This is a genomic window from Dysgonomonas sp. Shenzhen-Wh21, from assembly GCF_043392705.1.
GTDB lineage: Bacteria > Bacteroidota > Bacteroidia > Bacteroidales > Dysgonomonadaceae > Dysgonomonas.
This window is the reverse complement of record NZ_JAIXHZ010000059.1, coordinates 1-3,916: the sequence shown is the minus strand read 5'-3', so window position 1 is coordinate 3,916 and position 3,916 is coordinate 1. Positions and strand designations below refer to the sequence as shown.

The 3,916-nt window shown below is 36.4% G+C and carries 3 protein-coding genes; 2 read left to right on the top strand and 1 reads right to left on the bottom strand.

Annotated features, from left to right (window positions below; translation table 11 throughout):
- The first annotated feature begins 47 nt into the window (after nt 1-47).
- Together mrdA and rodA are read left to right on the top strand one after the other, a co-directional pair.
- Nucleotides 48-2,024, top strand: a complete 1,977-nt coding sequence (gene mrdA / locus LDB17_RS03540; protein ID WP_252637445.1) for a penicillin-binding protein 2 — start codon at nt 48-50, stop codon at nt 2,022-2,024.
- A gap of 6 nt (nt 2,025-2,030) precedes the next feature.
- Nucleotides 2,031-3,488: a rod shape-determining protein RodA gene (gene rodA / locus LDB17_RS03535; RefSeq protein WP_135106059.1), complete on the top strand. Its 1,458-nt coding sequence runs from the start codon at nt 2,031-2,033 to the stop codon at nt 3,486-3,488.
- 6 nt (nt 3,489-3,494) lie between these two features.
- Here the strand turns inward: rodA and LDB17_RS03530 are convergent, their stop codons facing one another.
- Complete coding sequence (locus LDB17_RS03530) at nt 3,495-3,857, bottom strand: hypothetical protein (RefSeq protein ID WP_393924890.1); 363 nt, start codon at nt 3,855-3,857, stop codon at nt 3,495-3,497.
- Nucleotides 3,858-3,916 lie beyond the last annotated feature (59 nt).

Here is a 3,916-nt window from a genome sequence, read left to right as displayed (position 1 = left end):
TTATTGGTGTTTGCATTTGAAGGTTTATCTTTTAAGAAGAAAAACTCATGGCAAAAAACATCTTAGACTTATCTAAAAGAAAATATGTACTAGGCGGAATAGCCTGTGGCATAATTCTTATATATATAATTCAACTTTTTAATTTACAAGTGCTTAATCCTGAATATAAGGATTTTGCAGATGGAAATGCATTCTTTAACAGGACATTATATCCTGCAAGAGGAGTCATTTCTGATAGAAAAGATAGAATACTTGTATACAACCAGCCTACGTATGATATCGTATACATACCTCGTGAGGTACAGCCATTTGACACCCTTGACTTTTGTAAGTCATTGAATATAACCAGGGAGCAATTTGATAAACGCATGAACGACATAAAAGATCGTCGTTTGAATCCCGGATATTCGTCATATACAATGCAAACGTTTATGACTCAGCTTACGACTCAAGAGAGTGGTTTGTTGCAAGAAAAGCTATATAAATTTCCCGGTTTCTTTATTCAGAATAGGACATTGCGGCAGTATAACTATCATAATGCAGGCTTATTGCTAGGGTACGTAGCGGAAGTAAGCAGAAGTCAACTGGAGAATGATCCTTACTATGTAAGAGGTGATTATGCTGGAAAATCAGGACTTGAAGCATCTTATGAAAACTATCTTAGGGGAGAAAAAGGCATTGAGGTTTTATTAAGAGACGCTCATGGACGTATTCAAGGTAGATATGAAAACGGAAAGTTTGATAAGTCTCCTGTATCAGGAAAAAACCTCACACTTTCTGTCGATATAGATTTACAAGCATACGGGGAGTATCTTCTTCAAAATAAAGTTGGATGTGTTGTTATGATTGAACCTTCCACCGGTGAGATATTATGCTTGGTTACATCTCCTACTTATGATCCTTCTATGCTTCTGGGTCGTAATTTTAGTAAGAGCTATAAAGAACTGGAAGATAACCCTCTTAAGCCATTATTTAATAGGGCTATACAAGGGATGTATCCTCCCGGATCTACTTTTAAACCAACACAGGGATTGATTTTCCTTCAAGAAGACATTATTACTTCTAATACACTATATGCGTGTGCAGGAGGGTATCCTCCATTAGGCGGTCGTCCCAAATGTCACCCTCATGGTTCACCACTGTCATTAGTTCCAGCTATTGCAACTTCTTGTAATTCATATTTTTGTTATGGATTATCTGCGATGTTAGGAAACAGAAAAAAGTATAAAAGTACTGTTGAAGCTTTTGATATTTGGAAAGATCATATGGTAGATATGGGATTTGGTTATCGCTTAGGTGTAGATTTACCTTCTGAGAAGAGAGGTTTTATTCCTAATGCCAATTTCTATAGCAGAGCTTTTAAAAGGGAGAATTGGAGTGCTTCCAATGTTATTTCTATAGCAATAGGTCAGGGGGAAATAACAGCTACCCCTTTGCAAATAGCAAACTTTGCCGCAAGTATATCTAATAGAGGGTTCTACTATGCGCCACATGTTGTGCGTCAGATACAAGATACGCCTTTAGACAGTATATATACACATCCTCACTATACCGGAATAAAAAAAGAATACTATCAGTATGTAGTAGATGGGATGGCTCTTGCTGTTACAGGCGGTACATGTAGAGGAGCTAATATACCTGATATTGAAGTTTGTGGCAAGACTGGTACAGCCGAAAATCCACATGGTAAAGATCACTCTTTATTTATGGGTTTTGCTCCTAAAGATAATCCGAAGGTGGCTATTTGTGTTATTGTTGAAAATGCAGGATTTGGTGCTACATTTGCTGTTCCTATCGGACGTCTGATGATTCAGAAGTATCTGAAAGGAGAAGTACCTGATTCTGATAAATATATTGAAGAGAGAATTGCCACAACGACAATTTTGCCACAAACATTTTTTAATTGGAATAGAGCAAATAAGAAGTATGATGAGTTTTCTCAGCCTGCGGTATCAAATACAGATGGTGCAGTAGATGAAACATCTATAGAACCATTTTCATTAAACCCTGCTGAAAATCAATAATAAGGAATGTACAGAAGAGAAGATGAACATATAAAAAGCAGTATAGACTGGTTTACCATCGCATTATATCTGATTATGGTATTGTGCGGATGGCTCAGTATATATGGAGCTAGTTATCAATACGGAAGTACTACCAGCATGTTTGATATATCGGGTAGAGCCGGTATGCAATTGGTTTGGATTGGTACATCGATTGTTCTGGGTTTCATAATATTAAAACTGGATAGCAACTTATACGATATATTGGCTTATTATATTTATATAGCTTTTATATTACTTCTTATAGCTACTATATTTCTATCCACAGACATCAGAGGGTCTAGATCGTGGCTCAAAATAACTGATTCGGTGCAAATACAGCCTGCTGAGTTTGCTAAATTTGCAGTAGCTTTAGCTTTGGCAAAGTTGCTGAGCACCTACAATTTTAAATTGCTCACCCCTAAAAATCTGATAACAGTAGCGGGACTTATTCTTCTCCCTATGTTGCTGATCATCATGCAGAAAGAGACAGGTTCTGCGCTTGTGTATACAGTCTTCATATTAATGTTATATAGAGAGGGACTGCCCGGAATTATTTTGTTCTTGGGAATATCAGCCATTGCATTTTTTGTAATTGGACTCAAATATTCGGATACAGATATAGGTATAATATCTACAGGTGAGTTTGTTACTATAATTTTAGTTATACTGATTTGTGCCGCATTATTGGTAAGTTATAGGCAAGATAAAGTAGCAGCTCGTAATATTATATTGGGAATGCTGGCGTTATTTGGAATTCCATATCTGATTTCGCTACTGAATGTCAATATTGATTTTGGTATTATTTCACTAATCGCTCTTGGTGTACTTGTAGTATATCTTTTGGTTCTGGCGAAGAAATATTGGTCGAAAGTATATTTTCTGACAGCCGTTTTTGCTATCAGCAGCCTTATATTCGTCAGCTCAATAGATTACCTTTTCTCAGATGTTATGCAACCTCACCAGCAGATGCGTATAAAAGTCACTTTGGGGATGGAAGATGACCTAATGGGAGCGGGGTATAATGTGAATCAATCTAAGATTGCAATAGGCTCAGGAGGGCTTTTAGGAAAAGGATATTTAAATGGTACTCAGACTAAATTGAAATACGTTCCCGAGCAAGATACTGACTTCATATTCTGCACAGTAGGAGAGGAACAGGGTTTTGCCGGATCGGTATTTGTCCTTTTATTATTTTTAGCACTAATTCTACGTTTATTCTATTTGGCAGAACGTCAGAAGAGCACTTTCGGAAGAGTTTATGGCTATTGCGTAGCTTGTATTTTCCTCTTTCATGTGATGATAAATATAGGAATGGTAACAGGTTTGACTCCTGTAATAGGAATCCCTTTGCCTTTCTTTAGCTATGGGGGGTCTTCTTTGTGGGGATTTACCATTCTTCTCTTTATATTCCTCCGCATTGATATGGCTAGAAAACGTAGATAAATGTTATTATAGCGTTTTATGCGTTCTCAAAAATGAAGCAAGCTGTTCGTAGCTGCTAATTTCAATTTTTATTGTATTATATTCTACTATTATTTGTTCAGACGATTGAGCTTCAATGTGGAATATAGCATCATTTAAATCTTTTGTTAAAGAAAATCCGTTTCTTTCTAATATGTTTTTTGTCCAGTGGTGTAATATTCCCTCAGCTTTAAGATAAACCTTTCTATTATTAGCTCTTTTTGGTAAGAAATTACCTGTATATCTGTCGAATACAACATTGTCTCTTTTAAAGAAATCATCCAAAGTCCCTGACAATACGATGTCTTCAGTTACTCCCGTAGTCAACCCTTTTTCTCTTGATAAATCCATTGTTCACAAAGCAATGGAAGATGTAGGGATAGCACATAAGGCTAATTCTTATATAGCCG